Source organism: Clostridium estertheticum (assembly GCF_026650985.1).
Lineage (GTDB): Bacteria > Bacillota > Clostridia > Clostridiales > Clostridiaceae > Clostridium_AD > Clostridium_AD estertheticum_C.
In genome coordinates this window covers 1,891,236-1,917,636 of the sequence record NZ_CP086239.1, presented here as the reverse complement: position 1 = coordinate 1,917,636, position 26,401 = coordinate 1,891,236, and the positions used below count along the sequence as shown (strand labels likewise).

The window sequence follows — 26,401 nt, the reverse complement described above, 5'->3', positions numbered from 1 at the left end:
ATTATAAAAAAAGGTGGTGAATATTTTGAGAATAGAAACTAATTCTTCTGTAAGAATATATAAAGATAAGCTTAGCTTTGAAAATCTCAACAATCTATCGAATATACTGTATATTGGTAATGAAGCTAAAATTAAGGCTTATTCAATTCTTGTTTACAATCATGAGAAAGGTCTTTCCCAGAGTATTCATTTAACTATTAAAAATATGTTTAATCTTAATACTTATTATACAAACTATGCTGCTTGCGAAGCTAAATGGAATAAATGTTCTAATGTTGAATTAAACAAAATGTACATAGATGATTTAAAGCAGAATATTAACCATAGAGAGAAATCTGTTAAAGATTTAATTAATAAAATTAAATTTTGGAGTAAGATTCATACTCATATTATCGATATATCTAAGGCTATTAAAAATAGTAAAAGCCTCCCCAAATTTAAGTATTATAGACCATATTATTTTTATATGTCAGATGATAAGATTTTTGTTGAGGTCAATTATAAAAATAAAACAATTATATATAATATATACGATTTCGAGCATGCTCTTGTCGTAAAAAAAATTAGCAGATTAACTAATAAACTGAATATGATTAAGCGTGGTATAGGTTATCAAAAACAAAAACTTGAAAGACTTAATACAAGTGCAGTAAAATCATGTTTTGGTACTAAGAAACTATTCAAAGCTCAGTATACATTATATAACGAGCATTTTGCATGGAAAGAAGACTTTTATAAAGCTAGACATAAAACTATAGAACTTCAAGGACTTAACACAGTTACACAAGGAAATGCTTGTGTTAAATACAACTACGAAACGAATTTACTAAGTATCCAACTGCCCTATGAAAATAAAATAGGTGCATATCATAGTTCACAATGGTTTGAAGTAGAAAATGTTGATTTTCCTTACCATAAAGACTTATTAATAGAAGCTTTAAACACTAAAAATTTCCCTATTTCTTGGAGAATTGAAGACAAAGGAGATTACTTTTTGTTTAAGCCATCTTATAAACTATTTAAAGATGAAAGCCAGATTAATTATTCTAAGGCAAATGGAATTGTAGGCTATGATATAAACTACGACCATATTGCATGGAGTGAAACTGATTGCATTGGAAACCTATTAGACTTTGGCACTATACGTTTTAATATAGCAAATAAAACTTCAGGGCAAATTTCAAAAATTTTAGAAAAGAGTGCCTTAGGGCTTGTTCAAATAGCCAGGGATAAAAATAAACCACTTGCTGGTGAGGATATTAAAAACATCAGTAAATCCAAACTAACTTATGGGAATACTAAACGAAATATGAAAATCAGTATGTTTGCTCATAAAAAAATCATTGAAGCAATCAGTTCCAGGGCTTTTAAAGAAAATTTAGCCGTATTTTATGTAAATCCAGCATACACTAGCCAAATGGGTAAAATAAAGTATATGAAAGCTAAAGGAATATCTATTCATGTATCCGCTGCATACTGTATAGCTCGTAGAGCTCTTGGGTATAAAGAGAAAATACCTTTGATATATAGAACATTCACAAACAATTGGAGGGTACTGTCCAAAGAGTTAAAGACACTTAAAATACAGTATTTATATAAAATTTCAAGCACCTTCGGATACTCGAATTTAAAAGCTTTTGTAAAAGATACTATGGTAAGCAATTATGCTGTCTTCAAAGAAAAGCCTATTATAAAGTTTAGTTTTAATTAAATTATTTAGATAAATTGCTTCAATATAAAAACAAAAAATTGCTTTATAGCTTATAGTTACCCTAAAATCTAAGGTTGCTACGCAGTGAAGGCACTTACGTGATAGGGGTGCATTAATTATGAGCTATTCATGAAATAATTATACTTGTAGCTTATTATAAAAATTAGCTTGTTTAGAATACTAAACAAGCTCTATGTTACAAAGATATTGTTTCTTACGGTTCTTAGTTCAATGAGAACTGGACCACTTTTGCGGTTTACAATCGCCCACTACTATAAGTGGTGCGTATGTTGAATGCACAGGGGTTTATTCAGAAAAAAAAGAAAAATAATAAAATATATTAGAACTGTAATTATGAGAGAATGTTCATATATTCCGTCGCAAGTAACCCCCATATTTAATAAGGATAGGGGTTTAGTATTAAGCGTATATTGATATTCCGAAAGTAACATAAGGGTAAGTGAGTTGCTTTCAGTTTGATTCTATTGGTCATTCTTTACTATTATAAATATACTCTACATACAAAAAAACAAAAGGCATACAATATAGAATTTCTTATATATTGTATGGTGTTTTATTTTGTTTGAATCCAATTTACGGTAAGAATAGTATAAGCAAATAAGTAATTTAACAGAATATAGACATCAAGGAGATAAAAGTGAAGTTAATAATGTACTCAATAATTTGTGATGGCAAAAAATAAATTAAAGATATAATTTATAGATAATATTAACCTAAAAGTTAATGAACGGTATTACCATTAATCATATTAGAACAGTATAATATTTTATGAAAGAAGGAAAAAGGTATAATGAGATTTTTAATTAGTATAATAGCAGCAATTGTAATTTATATTGTTTTTTTGAAACCAATGGCTAAAAAATATTATTTTATTTGCCCTAGTTGTAATAACAGATTTAAGGTGTCACCAATAAAAATGTCTACTACCACTACTGTGCCAAATTTTTATAAACATAAATTGAGATGTCCTTCTTGTGGAAATAAAAACTACATGAAACAAATAAAAGAAGAGTAGTTTTTAATTTTACTTGGAAATAAAGTGAATGTAACACATAAATGACAAAATTAATTCTTATAAAGGGGCAGGACCTTTGGTGCATTTATAGTCTACTCATTTTCTATGTATAAATTATCATTAGTTTCTGTAACTGTAAATACAACAGGAATACCCCATGAGCCTGCAACTGACTTTCTATTTGAATCAAGTACATCAAAATCATATAGCATATATATATACCTTTTAATTAATTTTATGTTGATTGATTTCGGTTAACCTTAAAGAAAGTTTTATAGGTTTTTGACATTCGAAATTCTTGTACGCACTATAACTATTTGACTTATTGTATACATCTTTAGACATATATTTTGCAATATCACAATCGTACCCTTTTGAACTTGTATGAGCTTTATTTATAAATCATTTATATTAACATACGACATAACTGAAACTAAAATTATGTTAATTCAACTCTACAAATTGGAATTTGTACTCGACTACTTATTCATTTTTTCATATTCAATTGCCCATTTTTCTAAAGCTTCTAATACTGGTAAAAATTTCACACCCAACTCTGTTAATGAATATTCCACTCTAGGAGGAATCTCTTTATATACTTCTCTGTGGATAAGCCTGTATTCTTCTAACATTCGAAGCCCTTTCGTTAAATTTGCCTGTGTTACCTGTGGCATTTTCCTACTAAGCTCTCCAAATCTCAAAGTACCTTGGCTCAAGAAGAACAAGATAACCATGGTCCACTTTCCATGTACTATCTTCTGCACGCTTGCGACTGGACAATTTTCTATATTATCATCTTCATACTTTCTGTCCATAATTCACCTCATTACTATCCTTTTTAATAGTATCTATCAAATATTATTGTACTTGTTAATAATCATTATACATAGTATTATTCAAATGTAAAGACAAATTGAGTTGGGGGTAATCGTATGAAGGTTATAATATTTGGTGCATCAGGGGGTATTGGTAAATTTGCCGTACAACATGCCCTTGAAAAAGGTTATGAAGCTAAAGCGTTCCTTCGTGATCCATCAAAATTGACAATCAAACATGAAAATTTGACCACTGTACAAGGTGAAATTAATAATTATAACGATATAAAAAATGCTATATTCGATTGTGATGCTGTTATTTGGTGCGTTGGTATCCCTATGAAAAAATATAAATATATGGAATCCCTTGAAGGTCATAAAAACCTTTTAAAAGCTATGAATGAATGTCATATTGAACGTCTTATTGACTGGGCTACTCCAAGTGTTCATTTTAAAAACGATAAAAAGTCGATTAGCACTGTTGTACCTGGATTCTTGGCAGGGATTTTATTTCCCATGGCAAAAAAAGAGCTGATTAATATTGCTGATATGATTACCAAATCTAATTTAAACTGGTCGATTGTTCGTTTTATGGCGCCAAAAGATACACCTTTTATTGGAAACGTTAAAGTTGGGTTCGGTGACACAAAGATGAATTTTAATATTTCAAGAGAAGATATTGGAGCTTTTATGGTAGAACAATTGAACAGCAATATCTATGAATACTCAATGCCAATCATAGGAAGTTAAAATAAATGACTGGATAGCTTTTTACAGCTATTCCAGTCATTTTCAGGTTCTGTTTGCATTATTCTATAACATACAAACCTTCTATCTTTAATTTATGATTCCAAGTATTAATAAAATTAGCCTTGTAATGTTCTTACGTCTATAATTATAAAATGAGCAATACGTGTCTTTATTAACCAATTTCCATTTTGACGTACATATGTGTCATCATATTTAACACTATAGTCAGTGATAATTTCTTTACCATCTTCTTCTCTCACCATTTTAAGTTGGGAGTATGCAACACCTGTTGCAGTATCACCATCAACTTTCACAATGTGTTGTGCGTTAATGGAGAAATAACGTTTTACAAAAGAAGCGTGACCTGTGAACTCTTCTAACAATTGTTTGGTTCCTGAAACATCAGAAACCAATTGGTCACCCATGTAAACCATATATCTATGATCAGGCGTAAGTAAATGCATTTGTTCTGAAAGTTTTTTTTCATCCCCCAAATTTGAATAGGCATCAACTAATTCTCTTAATTCTAATTTTGCTTGTAAAATTTCTAAAGACATAAATTTTTCCTCCTTTTATTTTTTTACTTCGTGTAACTAATTATATATTATAAGTTACACGGTGTCAAATATTCTTAAAAATTATTTCGCGAAATTTTTGTATCTTTAGCTATCTAATACTTTAAACTGCTCTTTTCAAACTGTATCTTTATTTATAATTCGTTATTGCTATAGCTAACAGCCTGTTACTTGTTAATAAATTGTTGGTGGTTTATAATAGTTATAAATACTAAATTATATAATATCTAATAGAGGAGTTTAAAATATGAGTTTTCAACGTGCAAGATCTGAGGATCAGATTCAAGATCGAATTCAAGAAATAGTCAATGCAGCTTCCATTATCTACGACTCTGTTGGTTATGAAGGATTAAGTTTTAGCACTATTTCAGAATATACGAAATTCACAAGACCTAATATTTATAAGTATTTTAAGACAAAAGAAGAAATTCTTCTTTTGATTATGATAAAAGATTTTAAGTCATGGATATCAAGATTAAGTAAATCTTTTAAAATTAACAAACTATATTCTATTTATAAAATTGGAGAAATTTGGACTGATACACTAATTGAGCATGAACGGCTTATAGAATTGTATGCTATTCTTTTTACAACCATAGAAAAAAATGTTTCAGTTGAGGCACTTGCTGAATTTGAGAAAGAATGTATGGTAATTAACTCCACTATATTGGACTTAGTAAGTCAACTTTTCCCAAATGCTAGCAATGATAGTCTTATGAACTTTATGTATTCTGTTTTCACACTGGCTTTTGGATTATATCCTATGTGTAAATTAAGTGATCTTCAACTAGAAGCCATCAATTTAGCAGGCTCAAATTATATAGCTCCTGATTTCAAAAAAACTTATATGGCTTCCTTATATCAGCTAATGTATTGCTTAGAACATTCCATTGAAATAAAAAAAGATTAATTTTTTAGATAATTAGCCGTAAATCAAGGCTTTACTGATCTTTCATATTTATCCTTGCCCCAACTGTTGGTCACATTAAATTTTATATGCTTATAAAGCTTTGACTTCATAGAATTATCCATGCTACTTGCTTCATTTACCATATTTATAATCATCTCTATAGTTTTTTATTTATCCTGTTTTTCCCTTGATAAAGATAAATCTAACGAATATTTATGATATGCTCCTAAATTAAATGCATCAGCAACCTATTTAGCAAGCTCTATGTACTCTTCTGCTTCACTAAATTTCTTTTCCTTATATGACAGATTTATCATTAGAGATAACGCAGTAAAAGTTTCATGAGCATTTTTCCTTAATTCACCTTCATAAATGCCATAAACTTCATCAATTTTTAAGACACGTGCAAGAGGTGCTTTGAGTTTAAGCCCTACAAATAACCCATATCTAATGATATGGGTTATTTGTATTAAGTGTACATTCACTTTGAGGCTATTAAGTATTTAAAAAGATTCGTAAATATATTTAATATATAGTAAATATGGTATGATTTAATATATGATTTATATCATACTTGCATAATAATGTCGCATATGGAAGATATAAATAGTAATTTGAATTACGAATTAATTATAATTTGGTAACAAATAAGAGTTATGGAATAACAAGAAAAATAGTGTTATTGTTAAATGTAAAGGTTAAGGAGGTTTGCGAATGCTTAAGATTTTTTTGATTGAAGATGATGAAACAATTGCTTTAGGCATAAAAACATTTTTATTGAGAAATAGTTATAAGGTTATTCATGCAGGGAATTTAAAAGAAGGGAAAGAACTTTTTAAAACAGATATCGACATAATATTATTAGATTTAAATTTACCTGATGGTTCAGGTTTTGATTTTTGCAGTTATGTAAAAGGGATTAAAGACATTCCTATTATTTTTCTTACTATTAGGGATGAAGAATGCGATATTATAAAAGGACTAGATATTGGAGGGGATGATTACATCACCAAGCCTTTTAAATTAAGTGTTTTGCATTCTCGTATACTTGCTGTTTTAAGGAGAACTGTAAAACAGCAAATATACGAAGATGTTCTATGGTGTGGGAATATTAAAATGATTAAATCAGAAACAAAGGTATATAAAAATAATCTCGAAATAGAACTTACAATTGGTGAATACAATCTATTTAGGCAACTATTAGAAAATAAAAACCGCACTTTAACGCGAGGGGTTTTACTTCAAAAACTCTGGGATATCGATGGTGAATTTGTAAATGATAATACATTATCAGTAGCTATAAAGCGTCTTCGTCAAAAACTTACGAATAATACAATTATTAAAACAGTGAGAGGAATAGGTTACAGGTTGGATGAGTAAGTGGGATATGAACAAAAAGAAAATTACTGTATGGATGGTTATTAGTTTTTTATGTATAACAATTTTTTGTATGATATTTGGAAATTTCATTTTTAAGCAGACAGAGAAGATTTTTTATGAAAAAGCCGCACAGATTATAGCGTTTGGTGTTAAGGCTGACCCTAACATTGAACAAGTATTGATATCATCGCTAAAAACTAATAATATAACAGAAATTAATAAAGGTAAAAAAATATTAGAGCAATATGGATATAGTGAAGGATTTTTATATAGTTCTTATAAAAGTAAGAATTTTAATATAGTTACGGTTGGTATTTTGTTTTTGATTACTTTACTCTTGTTTTGTTTTGGAGGATTTCTGGTAGGGATAAATCATATAAAGCGTAAACGTATCAATAATCTTGAAGAATATCTTTATGCTATTAACGAAGGGAATTATAGAATAAATCCTCACAAGAAAGAAGACGAATTCTCTATTTTAGAAGACGAACTATATAAAACAGTTGTGTTGCTTCGCGAAAACCGAGAAAAAGAAAGGAAAGAAAAAGAAAAATTAACAAATTACCTTGCAGATATTTCTCACCAAATGAAAACGCCACTTACGTCAATGTCACTTATGATTGAGTTATTGGAAGGCAGTCCTATAAATGGAGATGACGCTTTGTACATTGAGCGTATTTCAGCTCAGATATACCGTCTTAATCATTTGGTTACGTCATTGTTAACACTTTCTAAACTAGATGCAGGAACCTTAAAATTAGAATATAAATCGATTAATGTTTATGAATTGTTATGTACCTGCGTTGAGCCATTAATCTTAATGATAGAAAAAAAAGAGCAACAACTTTTTATTCAAGAGAATAGTGATGTAGTTTTTATGGGAGATTTTTATTGGAACAATGAAGCCATCTTAAATATTGTTAAAAACTGTGTAGAACATACACCGCGAGGAGGAAAAATTTCCATAGTATATGAACAAAACCCTATTTGCACACAAATTATTATTGAAGATAATGGAGAAGGATTTAAGAAAAAGGATATACCGCACTTATTTACTAGATTTTACAAAGGTGAAAATTCAGCCAAAGACAGTGTAGGAATTGGACTTGCTCTTGCTCAATCTATAGTTAAGAAACAAAACGGTGAAATTCGAGCAGAAAATAAAAAAACAGGGGGAGCGTCATTCACAATTAAGTTTTATTCGAATTAATGACAAGCAATGTCACCGAGAGGTCACTTAACAAAGATATAATTGGGTTTAGAAGAAAATAAGGACTAAATATTATGGAAGTAGGCCTTATTAAAGAGGGGAGATAATACTTTGGAAATATTAAGAACTGAAAATCTTACAAAAACCTATGGAATTGGTGAGACAAAAGTCACTGCATTGGATAATTTAAATTTGAGGATAAGCAAAGGACAATTTGTTGCAATAATTGGATCAAGTGGATCAGGAAAATCTACACTTCTTCATATGTTAGGGGGAGTGGATAACCCTACAAAAGGAAAAATATATATCGATGACATTGATATTTCATCAATGAATGAAACTGAATTAGCAATATTTCGCAGGCGAAAAGTAGGAATAATATATCAGTTTTACAATCTTATTCCTACGTTAAATGTAGAAAAAAACATATTATTACCTATGCTTCTGGATGGTAAAAAACCTAAAAAAGAAGAATTTGATAAAATTATAAAAATGCTTGGTTTAAACGAAAGGCTTGAGCACCTACCAAATCAGCTTTCAGGAGGTCAGCAACAAAGAGTTGCTATAGCACGAGCATTAATTTATAGACCGTCTATTATTCTAGCAGATGAACCTACTGGAAACCTTGACAGGGCAAATACGGAAGCTATTCTTGAGATGTTGAGGGTTTCAAATAAAGAGTATAATCAGACTATGATATTGATTACACATGATGAAAAGATTGCATTGTCAGCAGATAGAGTGATTACAATTGAGGATGGTAGAATTGTGTCAGATGAGGTAATTAAAAAATGAAAATTATGAACGAATACACATATAACCATATGAAAAAGAACAAGCGACATACAATTTCTATACTAATTGCTATTACAATCGCCTCGGCACTTCTATGTTCACTATGTATATTTATACATTCTATATGGGAAACAAAATTAAGCACAACAATTGAAGAGATAGGTTATTGGCATGGGGAATTATACAACTCTATAGCTGGTGATAAATTAAAATATGTCACAGAAAATCCTGAGGTTGAAACCACGATGATTAAAGGACAGTGGGTTACTGCTAAACTTTCCAATACAAAACTCCCGTATCTAATAATGAGAGATGCTAATACAAATTTTTGGTTGGACATGAGTTTAAAAAATACTCTTACTGAAGGTAAACTTCCTAAAAAATCCGGAGAAATTGTTGTATCAAAATTATTCTTCGCGGATAATCCTTCATATAAAATTGGTGATAAGTTGACTCTTCCCACAGGTAATCGAATGCTTGGTAGTGACCTAGTTAACCCTCAATCGACCAAACGATCAGGCGAGAGGTTTCTGGCAACAGGAACTAATATATATACCATAGTTGGAGAATTAGATGTTTCTGATACCTCTGCCTACGATGGATATATCGCCATGGGATACTTGGATCCTTTGCGCATCAAGCCTAAGGATGAACTTACGGTTTATATGCGTTTTGTGAAACCTCGCACAATCTATGAAACATTACCGCAGATTGCGAAAGCTACGGGATTAACCAAAAATGAATATGGAGAGTATGCAGTTAAGTATAATACACCTTTATTAACTTTATATGGAATTAGTGATAAAAGTGGTGCAAACGCTCAAATCATTATGATGATAGCAATGGCAATAGCACTTACTTTACTAGTTATGGGGTCATTTATTCTTATTATCTATAATGCATTTTCTTTATCTGCAAACAGCAGGATTAAAGAATTAAGTATTCTGAAAAGTTTAGGAGCAACTCCAAGGCAAATTAAGTTTTCTGTTCTTTATGAAGGACTTTTGCTCTGGATTATTCAATTGCCAATTGGTATCATGATAGGATATCTATTTAGTCATATTGTGTTTTCTAAAGTTAATAAAATTCTTAGTGTTACAGAAGATTATAAGAATGCATATGTTTCCTTCTCATGGGTAGTAGTTGGTTTTTCAATAATCATCTCATTGATTACCATTTTAGTTTCAGCATATATTCCCGCAAGAAAAATGATGAAAGTATCTGCTATTACTGGAATATGTCAGAATAATACTCGCGTAAAATTAAAAAAACAAAAATCCCACTTAATAATTAATAAAATATTTGGTATAGAAGGTGAACTAGCAATATCACAATTTTCAGCTAACAAAAGGGCTTTACGTACGGCTGTCCTATCCCTTTCAATGTGTTTTATCTTAATAGCGGGGTATATGAACATTATAGCCATCTATAATTTGGCCTATTCTAAGAACGCTGAAATACCTACTCATGATATGAAGATTAGCCTAAAAATGATTGATAAACCAAGTGATAAGATGATAAATGAAGTTACTACTCTGCCTGAAGTTAAGGATAGTGTCATTAGAAGACAGGCACGTACTTCAACTTATGTAACATCAAAACAGGAGTCAGATGTTTTTGCGAAATATGGAGGATTTGCTAAGGTACCCTCTAAACATAATATATTGAGTGAAAATGGAAAATATAGAATTATAGTAACTTTAGTTGGATTAAGCGATAAATCATTTAAAAAGTATTGTGAAGAAATTGGTGCTGATGATGAATCATATTATAAGAATGGTGTGACAACAGGAGTATTATTAGATAGCACAAATTATGTATCAGAGAATTCAAAAGTTGTGCAAAAAATACCATTGTTAAATATAAAACAAGGCGATAAGCTAGTAATAAATGAAAAAATAGAAAATGATATGAATACAAATTATAAATTTAATGCTCAAGTAGGTCATGTTACAGAGATTCCGCCCTCTGAGCTAGGAATGGGTGGATACAGCTTAGCATATATAGTTCCTATGAAGAGCTATCAGCAACTAGTTAGTAATTTTATGCCAGAGCGTATGCTTGAATCTAGCAGTATGTCAATTGATTTATTGGTGGGCGATAAGGCTAGTCCAGCTGTGAAGAAAGAACTAACTCAAATTTGCAGTTCTTATCTTGGATCCGAAGATGTTAATATATGGACTCTACTGGACGAAAAAAATAATGACGAACTGGTTCAAAAAGCCGTTTCTATTGGTGTTTTTGCTGTAGCCTTAATGTTTGGATTAATTGGCATTATTAATGCTTTTTCTACCATTTCGAATAATCTTAGACTGCGCAAAAGAGAATTTGCTATGCTTCGGGCAGTAGGATTAACACCAAAAGGATTAAATAAAATGTTGATGATAGAAGGTTTGTTCTTTGCATTAACACCCATTATTGTTAGCATACCAATAGTATTATTTATTTGTTGGTTTATGTTAAGATTAACCTTAATCACAGGGTCTGAGTTTATGTCAGTTTTTCCAGTTGTACCAATTTTAGTGTATGCTATGCTTATAATCGTATCTATATTTTTGGCGTATGGGATATCTTCAACAGGTGTTAAAAAAAGTAATGTAATAGAATCAATCAAAGATGAAATAGTATAATCAATGCGATAACAATAGCTATTCGGGTACAATCGACATATGATTAAAAACAGGCCACATACTGGAATTAATATCCAATATGTGGTTATATACTGTTTTATAGATGTTGCACCAAGTCTATTTATTTTTAAAACATTTCACATATCCTTTTTATTCTTAAAGTGGGGTTTACTGGAAACGTTGGTGCTAACCCTAACTTCTATATATAACAAAACAATTTCATTTTTATTATATAGAATTTGTAGTAAACTATAGTACAATTACCCATATAATTATGTCATAATCGTAAAATAAGTCGTAATAAAGATTGTTTAAATAATAGGGGGTTGATTTAAATGAATTTAGGATGTACTTACATTAAAGTAAGCGACATGGAAAAGTCTGTAATTTTTTATTCTAAACTGCTTCAAATACAACCGCAATACTCAAATAAGGAACGTTGGGTAATGTTTCATTGTGGAAGCACTCTTGCTTTGTACAATTTACAATATGATATTGATATGCTAAATAAAAATGAAAACATTGAGTTTCATTATAACGAAGCATATATTAAATATTTAAGGAAAGAAAATACAGGTGCAAGTAAAACAGTAGTATTTAATTTCAATGTTGATAATTTAAATGAAGAATTCAAAAGGGTTAAGAATCTAAATATAGGTAAAATATCGGAAATTATGTATGTAAATATTACTATGCCCTATTATTTCTTTATAGTTGATGACCCTGATGGTAATGAAATCGAAGTTACTGGTAATTATATTATTGATAACGCTAACTAAAATAGTAATAAAAATATTTATTAGCTATTCTAAAATCCTAAATTTGCTACATGGTCTGGATAACAAGATACGATTTCTGCAATACCATCATCGAAAATCTCCAAACAATATATTTTAGTAACTAAAACATATTGTTTTAAAAATGCCCCATTAATTATGGGGCCAATTATTTATTAACTTTTCAAGAAATGTATTTATAATTTCTATTTTATCATATTGATCAACAAGTCCTTTCTTCTTAAGTTTACCAACCACTTGTGTTAAAGCTAGCATATACTCATTAAAAAATAAACTTGCTCACGCTAAGTATACCAACTTTAAATTTTTATAAGAGAATTTGGTTATACTAAATAAAAAAAGTAAGTGAGGTGTTAATAATGGCTGTAGCTAACAAAACAGTTATTTCTTTTGGACTTGTTTCTATACCAATATCTATGTATACAGCAACCCAAGATAACGATATACATTTTAATCAATTGCATGATGAGGATAATTCGAGAATAAAATACAAAAAATCTTGTAGTCATTGCGGTAAAGAAATTACAACAAAAGATATTATCAAAGGATATTATCAAAGGATATGAATACGATAAAGATCATTATGTAGTTGTGACCGACGATGATTTAGAAAAAATCAAAACTGAAAAAGAAAAATCTATTCAGATAATGCACTTTGCGCAACTTAATCAAATATCTCCAATTTATTATGACAAAACATATCAAGCTACCCCTCTAGCTGGTGGAGACAAAGCATTTGAACTTCTGCGCGCTGCACTTATTAGTGAGCAGAAAATTGCAATCGGTAAGACAGTAATGGGAACAAAAGAAACTTTACTTGCAATAATCCCACGTGAGGATGGAATACTAATCTCTACAATGTATTATCAAGATGAAATTAAAGACCTTGCTAAGACTTATAATAAACCAGAGTTAGTAGAGGCAGAGGTTACAATGGCTAAGGCATTAATTAACTCTATGATTACTCCTTTCGATCCTACTAAATATAAAGATGAATATCAAATGAAGTTAAGAGATTTACTTGAAACAAAAATAGCTGGAAAGGAAATTGTCGCAGCCAAAACTGAAGCTCCAAGTAATGTAATTAATTTAATGGATGCACTTAAAGCGAGTATTGAACAAAATAAAGTTAAAGAAACACCAACTTCTAAGACGACCCGTAAAAGAACTCCCAAAGGTGCATAATGGATATATTTGAGAATAAAAATATTAAACCTATGTTGATTGGTGAAAATCAAGAGGCATTTGATAGCCCTGATTATATCTATGAGTTAAAACTAGATGGTGAACGTTGTATTGCTTATTTAGATAAGGATGTTACAGAGCTACGCAACAAAAGAAACATGAAGATGCTTGCAAAAGTACCTGAGCTTTCAAAAATACACAAACAGGTCAAACACCGTTGTATACTTGATGGTGAGCTGATAATTATTAAAGATGGAGTTCCTGATTTTTATGAAATTAGAAGGCGGTCTCTTATGTCAAACACCTTTAAAATTCAATTAGCTTCATCGAAATTACCAGCAAGTTTTACAGCATTTGATATTCTCTACTATGATGATCACTCAGTAACGGACTTACCATTAATGCAACGAAAAAAATTACTTGAGAAAGTTATCAAGGAAAATGAGAGAATTGCTATTTCTCGATATATCGAGGAACAGGGAATAAAATTTTATCAACTTGCGAAGCAAAATAATTTAGAGGGCATCGTTGCCAAAAAAAAAGATAGCAAATATTATTTAGACAAGAAAACCAAGGATTGGATTAAGATTAAGTACTTATTAGATGATGATTTTGTAATATGTGGATATATTCTTAAGGATGGCGGTGTCATAAGTATTGTACTTGGTCAATATTCAAATAAGAAATTGGTATACAAAGGTCACGTTACCTTAGGTCTATCTACCGAAGACTTTCAATTAATAAAAGCTACACCCCAATTAAGAACACAACCTTTTAATGAATGGCCTTCTGGAAATGATAATGCAGTTTGGCTAGTGCCTAAACTTGTGTGTATTGTAAAATTCATGATGAAAACTGCAAATGGTGGATTAAGGCAACCTGTATTTAAGGGTATTAGAGAAGATAAATCGCCTAAAGATTGTACCATATAATAATAACTATTTTTAAATTATATTTTATAGAAATGGGTAAGCTATATTATACACTGATTAATACAGTGTAATTTATATGTTTGGAGGGAGAATACTTATGAATAATAAAAATAAAAAAGCTAATGTAAGCAGTAGTACTAGTGGTGCTACTTTACAGTCAAGTAAAGAATCAAATGATTTTAAAGTTGGTTCAGTAAAAGTGCTAAGTAATGAACAATCTTATGCGTCCAAGGATGACCCAAGTGCTGATATGTCTACTATGACTAATAATGTTAATTCTAGCACTCCAGAAGATGTAAAAGAATTTAATGCACGTTCAGAAGCTATTAGGGCTGCAGGTAAAAAATAAAATAATTATTAGATTAAGAGGATAAATATAAATTATGGATATAAAAAAAGCTAAAGAGTTTAAATCTGATGCCATATATGAAATAAATCAAATGTCAGCGCTAATTGATGATCAAGCGGAAGAAATTGATTATTTAAAGGATAAGCTTGAAGAATGTAAAATAGAGGATTTAACTGAATTAAACTCACCTGATTGTCCTACTGAAGAAATTGCATTTGATGGGGAACATGATTTTTATGAATAATAGGAAACAGTTTTGTTTTGAATATAATTTATAGGTTAATAACTTTTATATTACACATAATATAATGTAGTAAAATTTTATAATTTCGGAGGTATAATATGAGACAACTATCAGAAGGAGAATTATTATCACTTACATCTTTATTAACTATGGAAAAAGACGGTTTGGCTGTTGCTAAAGTAATGAAGAATCTAATAAGCGATGAAGATTTACAAAAGCAAGCTGAAACTGGAGTTTTAGCAATGGAAGGAAGAATAAAAGGAGTACAACAATTTATTAACGAAAACCAAGTAACAATTACAGGAGGTACAAAATAATATGGGGACTTTAATCAACAATATTGTTAAAGGAAATACAGATATTAATGATGAAGTAATAGCTGGGAATATGATTGGTTCTGCAACAAGTGCAGCAGATGCATATCTAGCAGCAACTTTGACAAGCTCGACGCCTGAACTAAGAGCGTTATATTCAACTAGCTTAAATGGCATAATAGGTGGCCATTCAGCATTAACAGCCCTAGCTGTAAATCGCGGATGGTCAACCCCTTATAACAAACCTTCTCAGCAATTAGCAGATACTTATAAAAAATCTGAAACTACAGTTGATAATAAATAATCTATTTACATTTAAAAATACCACCTTTGGAATATAATTTCCAAAGGTGGTACATCAATATTAAATAATATAATGTTTTCAAATGCAGAAACACTCGCTATTTGTTTAAATCACAAAATTTAAATGTAAGCATATTGGTTAAAGTAATTATCTAGCATTAGGATCATGGTCATATATACCTAACAGTTTAACGTTTTTGTAATTTTTTTTGTTATATGAGTAATTCACATAATAGTAATGACCACTTATTATATTAGCGTAATCTGCTTTGCTACACATTATTTTAGATGGTGAATCTATTCCGAACTTAATCTCGATGTAATCATCACCTTTATTCTCATACTTTATCATGTAAGGCCATTTATAGCTATCACTAGCTGTTCTTGATGCTGTGTCTTTGCTATCGATTATTTGTCCACCCCTAGTAGTAGTCACTATGTCACGATTTACAATATAGGTATAGGTTAGCGCGCACACACCAACAAAACATATTATATATATCACTATTTTTGTATAATTATTCTTTTTCATAAACAGTCCTCCTTTTTTAATAAGACAGATTCTATATAGGGGTACTATACGCAAAAATGATAGTTCATACGCTAAGGAAAATGCCATTCCATAAATGTAATAAATTAGGAACGGATACGGTTTGCTTAAAGATTTAAATCTTTTAAATGTCCATTTTGATTTAGATAATCAATGTACTATATTTATAATGTATCAGATAAAAAATACATTCAAATGCACAATAAGAAAAAAGGCTTTAGTTAAAACGACTATAAGCGTTTATATATCACCGGTTTATGCTGTTTTTTAACACCGCCTAAAATCAAAGTGTCAATATTCTGTTCCATTAACTTTTCTTCAAAATCAGTTCTTATGAAGTGCTTTGTCTTGTTTTGACAATAACTTCTTGTGTGTTATCAAATTTTATTTAAGGTAATAATTCAGATTCCTTACTGCCTTCAAGTAATACTGTTACTTTTTTATCTTTCCATCTACCATAATACTTATTAAACTTATAAGGTAACTAATTAAGGATATGAACTATATTTACCTAGTGTATTAATAAATCTTTTAATACATTAGTTACATTTTTGTTGTTTCTGCATACTATAAATTATATGAAAATTTATGTACTGTCAAAAAAATACTAAAGTACGAGGCTCAACACTACCAATAGAAGAATATAATTATTACATTTAACATAAAATAATATCTATTAAGAAAGTTTGGCTGAGACATAGAACATAACGGTTACCAATGCTATTAATTTATGGAATACCCATCGGGTACAGCCGACATACCGGTAAAAACAAGCATATGCCGGAATCAATATTCAATATGTAATTTTTAAAGTGTTTCATTTGAAAATTACAATAAATAATATGCAAATAAACAAATATACCAAAAGATAAGAGAGGTGTATAAAATCTCTCTTATCTAACATGGTTACTTTCTGCCAACAAACAATTTCATTAGCATATCACTAACTAATATTGCTGTATTTGCAAGTTGGCCCTTGTAAATACAAATGCCTGCTATAATCCCTATGACTACGGTAGAAAGCACTATATTTAAAAAAGGAAGAAAGTGTCTATTATCAATAAAATCAATAATAAACTTGTGGTTTTCTTTTGCTTCTAACAACATTAATTCATTTGTTTTTGTTTTTGTTTTTGTTTTCGGTTTTGAATTTGATTTTCTTGTTGACATAATATACACTCCTTCTCTTAAATATTTTTTGACGATACATTGGTCAGATGTATCGTCAATTAAATTTTTAAAAGAACTAAGGTAGCGAAGCATGACCAATGCTATCGCTACCTTAGCAAGGTATGCTTTTGTCAACAAGAAATCAACCGAAACAATTTGTTTATATTACAGCTGCAAACTATGGTCTTAAAAAAACCCTCCATATTATCATTAACATTTCCTCTTTAAGGTTTACTTAAATTATTATAATGATATGGATTACTATACATGTTAATTATACATCTTTGTTAAAATTTTACAATACCTCGAGTGCAAAGTTTATTGTTTTATTACATCGACTTTTATAATATAACACTTTGATTATGTTTTGGATTTCCTGCATAATTAAATAATGGAGGTAATAACTCAAATTCAAAAGATTCTCTACTTATTGCTCCAACCACCTCACTACTATCATGTAATTGAAGTAAAAAATCAGCCATTTCTTTACTAGTATGATAAGTACCAAAAGACTTATCATAATCATACGCTTCTATATTATTAGCTACGTTTCCGAAATTTGTTCTTGTAGCTGCAGGTGCTAATACTTTCGCTTGTAATTTAGCATTAGATGCTTCCAATTCTCTTGCTAGGCCCTCAGTAAATGTACTTACAAAAAATTTGCTTGCACAATAAGTAACAGCAGTTGGTACAATAATATACCCACCAGCAGATGAAACATTTATAAGCTTTGAACCCTCAATATTTTGATAATCACGTACAAATAGTGAAGATAGAATGACCAACGCTTCCACATTAAGTCGTAACATAGTTTCTATCTTTTCTAAATTTTGATTAGCGACACTATCATAATCACCAAAACCAGCATTGTTTATCCATGTTTCAAGCTGATATGGTTTTAGGTCTTGATACAATTGATAAACATTTTTAATAATAGATAAATCAGTGTCCTTAACTATGACATTTAATGATGAATTATCATTTAAAATCTCCGTTTTTAATTTTTCCAAATTACCTTTGTTACGGGCAACAATAACTAAATTCTTACCACGTTTTGCAAATGCCTTTGCAGTTTCATATCCTATGCCTGAGCTTGCGCCTGTAATAACTGTGTATTTTTTATCTTGTTTCATTTGAAAAACCTCCTTTAATATGGTACTATTTTCATTATATAATGTAGAGTTAACTCTATGTCAAATATTAAAAGGAGATTTATAAGATGGATTATTCAATAGGGGAATTTTCAAATCTTACTCAGATAAGCATATACACATTACGCTATTACGAGAAAGAAGATTTAATTATTCCAAATCGCAAACAAAATGGTAGGCGTTGTTATAGTGAAACTGACGTGAGTTGGATGCAATTTATAAAACGATTAAAAGATACACAAATGCCTATCAAGGAAATTCAAAAATATGCCAAGCTGCGTGCTTTAGGTGATTCTACTATGAATGAAAGGATGGAAATGCTGATAAAACATAGAACCTCGCTTAAAGAAAAAATTGCAAAATCAAATGAACATCTCGAGAAATTAAATGACAAAATTAATTATTATAATGGGGCAGGACCCTTGGTGCATTTATAGTCTACACACCTTGAAAAAAACGTTTTAGCTTCGGGGTGTGGGTTGTTTAAGATATATATAGTTTATATATCTTGATAATTTTCACCTTGCCATGTTAATTTTGCTCATTTTTAATAAATTGAGTAAATAATTCTAAAAAAAGTTTTTACTTTTTTAGATCATGAGGCTATTCCACTTTGTGATTTCACTTGGATACACTGGTTAGTTTGTAATATTCCAGCTAACATTGATTGTCTTCTAGAAAATATAAGTGTAGATAATAGTCTAAATGTTGTGCAAGGGCAAAATAGCTTTGCTTCACCATATGTTGGGGAAACTGATTTTATATTAGTACATAACAAAAACAGGTCCTACTGCAATGCAGTAGGACCTGTTGCCACTGGGGGGGAAGGGGGAGTATTATACTTTGTTAAATAACTTTTATTGTTCTTTTATTTTCTTGAAATAATGCCTTAGTACTATCCTCGAAGCATTGTTTGTGTTTTAAACAACCTGCTTATTTTTTATATTAGGATATCTCTTTTTGTCACTGAATAATGCAAAAAGTATACCTGGTAAAAGAATTACAGCGCTCATTTTAAATGTAAAACTAAAAGCTTTAACAGTATAGGTCAAAAAGGTATCTTGAATAGTAGGTACTATTTTTTTTGTTTCTTTCTTTTGAGATTCAAAACTTTCTTTGATTTTATTTTCAGCCATCGCTGGAGAAGAAGCTAGTACAGCAGTTTCTTTTTTATCAATTGTGTTTAATATTTCTGAAAGACTAACGCTTTTATCACTGCCTGCTTTGATAGAAGAAATCATCTGCAGCTTGGTTTTATTATCAAATACAGTGTCATTCTTTATTGTTTGCACAGCAGAGTCTTTAGCATCAGATATCTGGGTAGTCATATTTGATGTAAATATAGTTAAAAATAAGGCAACTCCAAGTACAGTTCCAAGTGTTCTTGTCATGTTACTTATTCCAGAAGCTATTCCTATTTTATCTACAGGAACGTTAGCAATTATAGAACCTATTAGTGTTGCCATACTAAGACCCGTACCAGCACCAGCAACAATTAATCTTAAAATAATATCTGTATTTGAAGAATTTTGAGTAAGAGAACTATTTAAGTAGCATGAGGCACACAGCAAAAAAATACCAAATGCACTAAGAAATCTGCTACCTAATTTTTTTGTCAAAATAGCAGCTAATATTGAAAAAAACATTGAACTTAAGGACATAGTTGAAATAATAAGTCCTGCTGACAGTTGATTTAATCCTTTAACCTGAATTAGGAAAAAAGCTAGCAAATAGGAACCAGACATCATACCAAGTCCGAGTAGGAATAGAGAAATTGAGCCGTTTGTAAATTGTACGGATTTAAATAAACTAAGTGGGAGCATCGGATCCTTAACTTTTAGTTCGATAATGACAAATAGTATAAGGGATATAGCAAAAGCGGCAAAGAGGGAAAGTATAAAGAGTGAAGTCCAGCCTTTTTCATTAGCCTTTATTAATGCGAAAGTTAAGCAAAACATAGCAGTGGAGATTGTCAAAATTCCACCAAAGTCTATATTTTTACTTGCAGTTGGATCATAAGATTCCTTTATGAATTTCATAGTTAGTATTATACAAATACAACCTATAGGGACATTAATAAAAAAAATATATCTCCAATTAAAACATGTAGTTAATATACCACCAAGCGTTGGTCCACTTGCAGCAGCAAGACCGGCAAAAGCTCCCCAAAGAGCCATAATAGTTCCTCTTTTTTCTGGTGGAAATATTTCAGCAGAAAGAGGCATTGCAACAGGCACAACAAAAGCTGCGGATAACCCTTGAAGTGCTCTAAAAAATATAAGTACTCCAAGGGAATTTGAAATACCCGCTAGTAGTGAAGAGATGGTAAATAAAAATACTCCTGTAATAAACAGTTTTTTTCTGCCAAATTGATCTGAAAGTCTCGAAGCAGTTAGTATAATAGCTGCAAAGGCTAGATTATAGGCATTTACTACCCAAGAAATATGAGCCATAGTAGTATTAAAGTATTCGGTCATTTTAGGCAAAGTGATATTTACTACAGTTGTATCTAATAATGCCATAAAAAACCCCAAAATAATGGCTACAAAAGAAATGATTTGATATTTTTTGTTCATAAGACAAACCTCCTAAATAATAATGTAATATATATCAGTATATAATAAACTACTATACATTATAGTAGTTGGGTAAAAAAATGTCTCTTAATATAAGGATTTATTAGAGACATCAAATTATTAATTATAATGATCAAAAACTTTTTCAGACCATTTTTGTAAAATGTTATAAAATTCGTTATATAGATCTAATATAAGCAATTCAGAACCAGATTTTTCATTTTGATGTTTTGCGTTATTATTAATTGACTCCACAAACGATCTACGTTCTTCTGCCTTGTTTTTAAAGTTTTCAAGGTATTCTTTTCTTTTTTCTTTTGGTATATTCTCTATATTAGCTAAAAATGCATTAAAATCTAAATAAAAATTTCCTATATGTTTTGAACTTTCTTCCATTAGTTCATTGAAATATGAATTTCCTTTTTCATTCAGTGAATATAATGTTTTTTCGGGCATTTCACCTTCTTTAACAGTTCTTGAATTTAAATATCCATTATCGCATAATTTAATTATATTTTTATAAATTGAGGGGTCACTGATTTTTAGCCACTTAGTAAGATTCCAGATATCAAATTCTTTAACCATTTCATAGGCACTTTTCTCTTTGTTATGCAAATAGCCAAGTATTATTAAATTTATTGAAGACACTTTAATCACCACCATTCATTACATTACTATAAAGTATAGTAATGTATGATATATTTGTCAATATAGAATTTGACAAATTTATTATAATAATTTCAAATCAATTATATAACAATCATATAACTATTAAAAAGTGGTTTTTCATGAGATATTATACAATAGATTTACAACAAATTAAAAATATTACTGAATTGATGCTTACATCTGAAAATTTAATAGAAATTACACTTAGGAATAACAAAAAGAGAAGATTGAGTTTAAAGGGTTATTCAAATAATGATAAAGAATTAATAAGTAACCAATTTAAAGTAATTAATTCAAATCTAAAAATTCAACCCAGTTAAAACATACAAAAAACAATAAGCAAATATACACTCAATTAGGAATCATAATTAAAATACACCTATTCAATTACTGCGACCTTGATTACGGTTGAGACACAAAATATTTATTTGATTATACCATATTTACCGTAAATTGGATATAAAAAGAATGTATGATTTTAGCCAGAACATTATGTAGCCATTTCACAAAAATAATGCTTTAATGAAATACAATATATGTTATAATTGCATTATTATTAATGTATTCTAAATTAATATAAGCAAAAAAGAGACAGTTAAATGACAATAAAAACCATAATTCAAGCACAGATTTAAAAAATAATAAAATTGAATTTTAAGATTTTATGTATTTAGGAGGAATAATGAGAAAAAATACAAATGTTATTTTCATAATTATATTTGTTATTGCATTCTTTGTTATTGGATATGTTAAGAATGGTATGTTTGTGGCAATAGACTGGATAGCAGGTGCAACAATTTGGCAAAAATTCAGTGCTTACTTTTTAAGTGGTTTTTTCTCTAGTATCATCATTGACTTTATAACAGCGCTGATACTAACAAGTATAATAAGCTTTGCTACTAGAAAAAGTAGTTAATATACAATACACAAACTTTTACTATAGTTCTAAGCAACAAGAGTTTCTTTATATGATTGGAGGAACATATAATGGCGGTAGTGTACTAGAAGGAATGAAAATATTTGAAATTCCTGCATCGAAATGGGCAAAGTTCAAATGTACAGGTCCGTTGCCAGGGTCATTGCAGTCTGTGAATACCCAAATCTTTAAAGAATGGTTGCCTGGTAATCCGGATTATGAGATTATAACTGGAATGAATATTGAGTGGTACTCAAACGGAGATTGTAGTTCTTCTGATTATGAAAGTGAAATCTGGATTCCAGTAAAGAAAAAACAACAGAATTTTTAACAGCTGCATAAATTCCAATTTTGTTTGACTGGATAAAATGCGAAAAATGTGTGGTTGAATTAATGAATATTATATATATATCGTTACAAGTAACCCTACATAATTAGATGTAGGGTTACTTGTGTTAATATTTTGAATGTAACATAAGTATAAGGAAAAGAAAATATTTACTTCTCACATAAAATTTATTCATTCCATAAAAAAGTAAAGTATTGCCTTTATTCTCATTACTTTTTAACAATAACATTAGTTCATTTATAAATGTAACCACAATTCCATAACTGCGTCCAGCTCTTTACTTAACTCCTCTTTCCTAGAGTAAAGTTTATTAAGTTTCTCATAATGTGATTTTGAGTCCAACATAGCTAAATCAATTTCTCTTATTTCATTTTCAAGATTTTCGATATTGATTAGAGCTTTTGCATTTTCTGATTCCTTTTTTTTACTTTCATCAATATATTTTGATTTCTTAACTTTTTCCATTTTTGCCACCGGTTGTTTAAGCACTTGAGAGATATGATCATCTTTTACATTCTTATAGTAATCATAGTTGCCAGGATAACTTTTAAAATCATTTTTATCAATATCAATGACTCTTTCACCAATTTTATTGATAAAATATCTGTCGTGAGAGACGAAGCATATAGTACCTTTAAACTCTTCAAGAGCCTGCTCAAAGGTTTCTATTGAATCAATATCAAGATGATTAGTGGGCTCATCCAGTATCAATAAATTTACATCTTCATATAACAGTCTGCCAAGCTTAAGCCTTATCCTCTCTCCTCCGGATAAGTGCTTTACTTTCTTAAATACACTGCTACCATAAAACATGAACTTTGAAAGGTATTCCCGTGCTTTTCCCTCTGGAAAAGAAATATCTTCTCTGAAACAATCCAGCACAGTGAGTTCCTCATTTACAAAAGTAATATTCTGTGGTAAATATGCCACCATTACATTGGCACCTAATTCCACCACTCCGTCATCTGGAAACTCTTCACCTAAAAGTAGCTTTAAAAAGGTGGTTTTGCCGCTACCATTTGGGCCTATTATAGCCACTCTTTCACCGAAATTAATCATTAAATCTGCATCCTTAAAAATGACTTTATCTTCAAAACTTTTAGACAACCCTATAGCTTTGATTGTCTCATTCCCTGAACGATGTGCACCTTTTAAATTTAGTTTCATATTCTGTTTTTCAAAATTTGGTTTCACTATTTTATCTATTTTACTAAGCTTTATTTGTATACTTGTAGCTCGTCTAAAGAATTTATTATTATCAGCCCTCATAGCCCAATCTCTCAAATTCTTTACGGTCTTTTCCATGGTATCTATCTTCTTTTGTTGTTCTCTAAAATGTTCATATTGAATCCGCATATTCTCTTCTTTTTGTTTAACAAATGAAGAATAGTTACCCTTGTAGGTTATAGATTCCATATCCTCTACTTCTACAATTTTTGTAACTACATTATTAAGGAAATATCTATCATGAGATACGATAATTACAATGCCTTTATAGGACATAAGATAACTTTCAAGCCATTCAATTGAATCCATGTCCAAATGATTTGTAGGTTCATCCAGTAATAATATATCCGGATTATCAATCAAGATCTTCCCAAGCATTACCGTAGTTTTTTCACCACCACTTAATAAACTAAAATCTTTGTTTAAAAAGCTATCATTAAGCTTTAGACCCGTGCAAATCTTACTTAATTTTTCATCTACAAGGTATCCTCCTTTAACTTCATATAATTGAACCATTTCACTGTACTGTCTCAATGCTTTTTCCAAGGAAGTATCTTCTAAAAATTTCATATCCTCTTCTAGTTTACGCATTTTGTTCTCTATTTTATGAATTTCCTCAAAAGCTAAGTTTAAAATATCAATAACCTTTAAACTCTCATGATAATCCGGTATTTGTTCAAGGTAAGCAATTGTGGCTTCTCTTGGCAGGTTAATAAGCCCTTCATCATATCCATAGCTTGTGGCTTGCGGGTAACCTGGATAGTAATTCATAGGTTCTATTCCTGCTATTAATTTAAGGATAGTGCTCTTTCCACTTCCATTTAAACCTACTATACCGACTTTCTCTCCTGAATAAACTTGAAAGCTTATATTTTTAACAACAAGAGTCGCATCCATATATTTTTTTACTCCATTTAACGATAATTCAAACATAAAAGTCCCTTCTTTCATCCAAAATATATGTTACGCATTTTATGGTTAGGGCGAAAAAGCTTTTATTCACTAAGATTTTCTAATGTAATTTTAAAAATAAAAAGACCGTAAGAAGATTGCCTCTTCTTACAGTCTGAAATACTCTATTACTACTATAATTTATTAAAATCAGATAGAATTAAAAAATTTATGATCGTTAATTAAGCAATTTAATTCTGCTTATATATCTACCACCTGAATTTTTCAAAAACTCTAGATTAATATTTCAATATAGTTTCTCGAAATACTATAAATTATAATGTTGAATTTCAGTAAAATAAGTTGCCTTCTAAATGCCTCATTCCATAAAGAGCATAACAATAAAACCTAAATATAATTAGGTAAATTAAAACTCGTTATAAAACACATATTAATTTTAGATTAATATTAACAATTAGATGGTATCATAATTTACTATCCCCTTTCAACATTTTTCTTATTATATCATGTTTTGTATCTAATGTAAATAAGTTCAATTTATGGTATATTCGTATTATAACTAAAAAAATAATATGAACTCTTTATAATGCTAAAAAATTATTTATAAAAAGATTAATGTAAATAAATCAACAAAGAATGAGAGGGTAGTACAGGATACAGAAGAGCTTTTGGTTAAAGAAGTTAAAAAAGAAGGTGCCAATACTGTTGTAACATTTATTGGACAAGAGGATATCATATTTGACACTGCTTTATTTATAGGTGGTAGGCAGGCAACGGAACTTGAATCAAAATCAAAAATTATAGATAATAAGGGAATAAAATTTTTAGAGAAGACCTATACGTTTAAAGGTAATGCTGAGGCTATGGGACTTATGTTTAAAACATTAAGCCATAGAATCATTATTAACAAACAAATAGTAATATATAAATGAAAATATATTCGGA

The 26,401-nt window shown here is 29.8% G+C and carries 31 protein-coding genes; 22 read left to right on the top strand and 9 right to left on the bottom strand.

Going from position 1 to position 26,401, the window contains the following annotated elements:
• Window positions 1-25 precede the first annotated feature (25 nt).
• Together LL038_RS09295 and LL038_RS09290 are read left to right on the top strand one after the other, a co-directional pair.
• A complete protein-coding gene (locus LL038_RS09295; protein WP_216123459.1) occupies window positions 26-1,711 on the top strand; it encodes a hypothetical protein in 1,686 nt (561 codons plus the stop codon).
• 811 nt (window positions 1,712-2,522) lie between these two features.
• Entirely contained in the window at window positions 2,523-2,747 is a 225-nt protein-coding gene (locus LL038_RS09290; RefSeq protein WP_216123462.1) for a hypothetical protein, read from the top strand.
• Window positions 2,748-3,226: 479 nt separating this feature from the next.
• On the opposite strand, the gene LL038_RS09285 is transcribed toward LL038_RS09290, so the two are convergent.
• The gene (locus LL038_RS09285; protein ID WP_216123463.1) at window positions 3,227-3,562 is read right to left on the bottom strand and encodes a winged helix-turn-helix transcriptional regulator; all 336 of its coding nucleotides are present in this window, start codon (window positions 3,560-3,562) and stop codon (window positions 3,227-3,229) included.
• A 117-nt stretch (window positions 3,563-3,679) separates the two neighbouring features.
• On the opposite strand from LL038_RS09285, the gene LL038_RS09280 reads away from it, so the two are divergent.
• The gene (locus LL038_RS09280; RefSeq protein WP_216123469.1) at window positions 3,680-4,312 is read left to right on the top strand and encodes an NAD(P)-dependent oxidoreductase; all 633 of its coding nucleotides are present in this window, start codon (window positions 3,680-3,682) and stop codon (window positions 4,310-4,312) included.
• A 116-nt stretch (window positions 4,313-4,428) separates the two neighbouring features.
• On the opposite strand, the gene LL038_RS09275 is transcribed toward LL038_RS09280, so the two are convergent.
• The gene (locus LL038_RS09275) at window positions 4,429-4,869 is read right to left on the bottom strand and encodes a nuclear transport factor 2 family protein (protein WP_216123471.1); all 441 of its coding nucleotides are present in this window, start codon (window positions 4,867-4,869) and stop codon (window positions 4,429-4,431) included.
• 265 nt (window positions 4,870-5,134) lie between these two features.
• Between LL038_RS09275 and LL038_RS09270 the strand changes: the two genes are divergently transcribed.
• Complete coding sequence (locus LL038_RS09270) at window positions 5,135-5,797, top strand: TetR/AcrR family transcriptional regulator (RefSeq protein WP_216123473.1); 663 nt, start codon at window positions 5,135-5,137, stop codon at window positions 5,795-5,797.
• Window positions 5,798-6,045: 248 nt separating this feature from the next.
• Here LL038_RS09270 and LL038_RS09265 read toward each other — a convergent pair whose 3' ends face one another.
• Complete coding sequence (locus LL038_RS09265; RefSeq protein ID WP_216172516.1) at window positions 6,046-6,282, bottom strand: hypothetical protein; 237 nt, start codon at window positions 6,280-6,282, stop codon at window positions 6,046-6,048.
• A 229-nt stretch (window positions 6,283-6,511) separates the two neighbouring features.
• On the opposite strand from LL038_RS09265, the gene LL038_RS09260 reads away from it, so the two are divergent.
• The 12 genes from LL038_RS09260 (at window position 6,512) to LL038_RS09210 (ending at window position 15,937) form a co-directional block, all read left to right on the top strand.
• On the top strand, window positions 6,512-7,177 hold the full coding sequence (locus LL038_RS09260; protein WP_216123475.1) for a response regulator transcription factor: 666 nt from the start codon (window positions 6,512-6,514) through the stop codon (window positions 7,175-7,177).
• Window positions 7,178-7,184: 7 nt separating this feature from the next.
• Window positions 7,185-8,387, top strand: coding sequence for a sensor histidine kinase (locus tag LL038_RS09255; RefSeq protein WP_268056037.1), 1,203 nt, complete (start codon window positions 7,185-7,187; stop codon window positions 8,385-8,387).
• A gap of 111 nt (window positions 8,388-8,498) precedes the next feature.
• Window positions 8,499-9,182: an ABC transporter ATP-binding protein gene (locus LL038_RS09250; RefSeq protein ID WP_216123479.1), complete on the top strand. Its 684-nt coding sequence runs from the start codon at window positions 8,499-8,501 to the stop codon at window positions 9,180-9,182.
• Complete coding sequence (locus LL038_RS09245) at window positions 9,179-11,812, top strand: ABC transporter permease (RefSeq protein ID WP_216123480.1); 2,634 nt, start codon at window positions 9,179-9,181, stop codon at window positions 11,810-11,812. Before LL038_RS09250 ends, LL038_RS09245 begins: the two co-directional genes overlap by 4 nt.
• Before the next feature lie 335 nt (window positions 11,813-12,147).
• Complete coding sequence (locus LL038_RS09240; RefSeq protein WP_216123483.1) at window positions 12,148-12,591, top strand: VOC family protein; 444 nt, start codon at window positions 12,148-12,150, stop codon at window positions 12,589-12,591.
• Window positions 12,592-12,968: 377 nt separating this feature from the next.
• Window positions 12,969-13,175 carry a Ku protein gene (locus tag LL038_RS25555; RefSeq protein WP_309245065.1) on the top strand — a complete coding sequence of 69 codons (207 nt, stop codon included), beginning with the start codon at window positions 12,969-12,971 and terminating at the stop codon, window positions 13,173-13,175.
• 25 nt (window positions 13,176-13,200) lie between these two features.
• Window positions 13,201-13,794 carry a Ku protein gene (locus tag LL038_RS09235; RefSeq protein WP_418921887.1) on the top strand — a complete coding sequence of 198 codons (594 nt, stop codon included), beginning with the start codon at window positions 13,201-13,203 and terminating at the stop codon, window positions 13,792-13,794.
• On the top strand, window positions 13,794-14,726 hold the full coding sequence (locus LL038_RS09230; protein ID WP_216123485.1) for an RNA ligase family protein: 933 nt from the start codon (window positions 13,794-13,796) through the stop codon (window positions 14,724-14,726). The genes LL038_RS09235 and LL038_RS09230 overlap by 1 nt, the downstream gene beginning before the upstream one ends.
• A gap of 97 nt (window positions 14,727-14,823) precedes the next feature.
• Entirely contained in the window at window positions 14,824-15,075 is a 252-nt protein-coding gene (locus LL038_RS09225) for a hypothetical protein (RefSeq protein ID WP_216123487.1), read from the top strand.
• A gap of 34 nt (window positions 15,076-15,109) precedes the next feature.
• Window positions 15,110-15,319 (top strand): hypothetical protein, encoded by a 210-nt coding sequence (locus LL038_RS09220; RefSeq protein WP_216123489.1) that lies wholly within the window; start codon window positions 15,110-15,112, stop codon window positions 15,317-15,319.
• Between the two features lie 98 nt (window positions 15,320-15,417).
• A complete protein-coding gene (locus LL038_RS09215) occupies window positions 15,418-15,636 on the top strand; it encodes a hypothetical protein (RefSeq protein ID WP_151553708.1) in 219 nt (72 codons plus the stop codon).
• Window position 15,637: 1 nt separating this feature from the next.
• Window positions 15,638-15,937: a spore coat protein gene (locus LL038_RS09210; RefSeq protein WP_216123491.1), complete on the top strand. Its 300-nt coding sequence runs from the start codon at window positions 15,638-15,640 to the stop codon at window positions 15,935-15,937.
• A gap of 147 nt (window positions 15,938-16,084) precedes the next feature.
• On the opposite strand, the gene LL038_RS09205 is transcribed toward LL038_RS09210, so the two are convergent.
• From LL038_RS09205 to LL038_RS09195, 3 genes are all read right to left on the bottom strand, one after another.
• Entirely contained in the window at window positions 16,085-16,468 is a 384-nt protein-coding gene (locus tag LL038_RS09205) for a hypothetical protein (protein ID WP_216123495.1), read from the bottom strand.
• 924 nt (window positions 16,469-17,392) lie between these two features.
• Window positions 17,393-17,656: a hypothetical protein gene (locus LL038_RS09200; protein ID WP_268056036.1), complete on the bottom strand. Its 264-nt coding sequence runs from the start codon at window positions 17,654-17,656 to the stop codon at window positions 17,393-17,395.
• Between the two features lie 341 nt (window positions 17,657-17,997).
• Complete coding sequence (locus tag LL038_RS09195) at window positions 17,998-18,789, bottom strand: SDR family NAD(P)-dependent oxidoreductase (protein ID WP_216123502.1); 792 nt, start codon at window positions 18,787-18,789, stop codon at window positions 17,998-18,000.
• 86 nt (window positions 18,790-18,875) lie between these two features.
• Between LL038_RS09195 and LL038_RS09190 the strand changes: the two genes are divergently transcribed.
• The gene (locus tag LL038_RS09190; protein WP_216123507.1) at window positions 18,876-19,244 is read left to right on the top strand and encodes a MerR family transcriptional regulator; all 369 of its coding nucleotides are present in this window, start codon (window positions 18,876-18,878) and stop codon (window positions 19,242-19,244) included.
• A 126-nt stretch (window positions 19,245-19,370) separates the two neighbouring features.
• Window positions 19,371-19,661 carry a hypothetical protein gene (locus LL038_RS25650; RefSeq protein WP_216123631.1) on the top strand — a complete coding sequence of 97 codons (291 nt, stop codon included), beginning with the start codon at window positions 19,371-19,373 and terminating at the stop codon, window positions 19,659-19,661.
• Window positions 19,662-19,727: 66 nt separating this feature from the next.
• Here the strand turns inward: LL038_RS25650 and LL038_RS09180 are convergent, their stop codons facing one another.
• The gene (locus LL038_RS09180; RefSeq protein WP_216123509.1) at window positions 19,728-21,383 is read right to left on the bottom strand and encodes an MFS transporter; all 1,656 of its coding nucleotides are present in this window, start codon (window positions 21,381-21,383) and stop codon (window positions 19,728-19,730) included.
• 120 nt (window positions 21,384-21,503) lie between these two features.
• Window positions 21,504-22,031 (bottom strand): PadR family transcriptional regulator, encoded by a 528-nt coding sequence (locus tag LL038_RS09175; RefSeq protein WP_216123510.1) that lies wholly within the window; start codon window positions 22,029-22,031, stop codon window positions 21,504-21,506.
• Window positions 22,032-22,171: 140 nt separating this feature from the next.
• Between LL038_RS09175 and LL038_RS09170 the strand changes: the two genes are divergently transcribed.
• From LL038_RS09170 to LL038_RS09160, 3 genes are all read left to right on the top strand, one after another.
• The gene (locus LL038_RS09170; RefSeq protein WP_216123512.1) at window positions 22,172-22,372 is read left to right on the top strand and encodes a hypothetical protein; all 201 of its coding nucleotides are present in this window, start codon (window positions 22,172-22,174) and stop codon (window positions 22,370-22,372) included.
• A 362-nt stretch (window positions 22,373-22,734) separates the two neighbouring features.
• A complete protein-coding gene (locus LL038_RS09165) occupies window positions 22,735-22,968 on the top strand; it encodes a hypothetical protein (RefSeq protein WP_216123514.1) in 234 nt (77 codons plus the stop codon).
• Window positions 22,946-23,299 (top strand): GyrI-like domain-containing protein, encoded by a 354-nt coding sequence (locus tag LL038_RS09160; RefSeq protein ID WP_268056035.1) that lies wholly within the window; start codon window positions 22,946-22,948, stop codon window positions 23,297-23,299. Before LL038_RS09165 ends, LL038_RS09160 begins: the two co-directional genes overlap by 23 nt.
• A 255-nt stretch (window positions 23,300-23,554) precedes the next feature.
• On the opposite strand, the gene abc-f is transcribed toward LL038_RS09160, so the two are convergent.
• Entirely contained in the window at window positions 23,555-25,477 is a 1,923-nt protein-coding gene (abc-f, locus tag LL038_RS09155; protein WP_216123518.1) for a ribosomal protection-like ABC-F family protein, read from the bottom strand.
• A gap of 647 nt (window positions 25,478-26,124) precedes the next feature.
• Here abc-f and LL038_RS09150 point away from each other — a divergent pair.
• The gene (locus LL038_RS09150) at window positions 26,125-26,388 is read left to right on the top strand and encodes a hypothetical protein (protein ID WP_216123520.1); all 264 of its coding nucleotides are present in this window, start codon (window positions 26,125-26,127) and stop codon (window positions 26,386-26,388) included.
• Window positions 26,389-26,401: the final 13 nt, after the last annotated feature.